This window comes from Streptomyces nanhaiensis, assembly GCF_046614825.1.
GTDB lineage: Bacteria > Actinomycetota > Actinomycetes > Streptomycetales > Streptomycetaceae > Streptomyces > Streptomyces radiopugnans.
In genome coordinates this window covers 1-255 of record NZ_JBKJFM010000435.1, presented here as the reverse complement: position 1 = coordinate 255, position 255 = coordinate 1, and the positions used below count along the sequence as shown (strand labels likewise).

Annotated in this window: 1 protein-coding gene; it reads left to right on the top strand. The window is 65.1% G+C overall.

Translation table 11 applies throughout. From position 1 onward, the window contains the following. Positions 1-255, top strand: a 255-nt coding sequence (locus ACLIYP_RS30960) for a transposase (RefSeq protein WP_412716362.1), incomplete at both ends; no start/stop codon positions are given.

Here is a 255-nt window from a genome sequence, read left to right as displayed (position 1 = left end):
AGTTCGCCGATGCGTGGGGCAAGAAGTATCCGGCGATCGTCCGGCTCTGGGAGAACGCCTGGGAGGACTTCACTCCGTTCCTCCGGTTCGACACCGAGATCCGCCGCATCGTCTGCACGACGAACGCGATCGAGTCGGTGAACGCCCGGATTCGGCGGGCAGTCAAGGCTCGCGGGCACTTCCCGAACGAGCAGGCCGCCTTGAAGTGCGTCTACATGGCGATCATGTCGCTGGACCCGACCGGCAAGGGCCAGG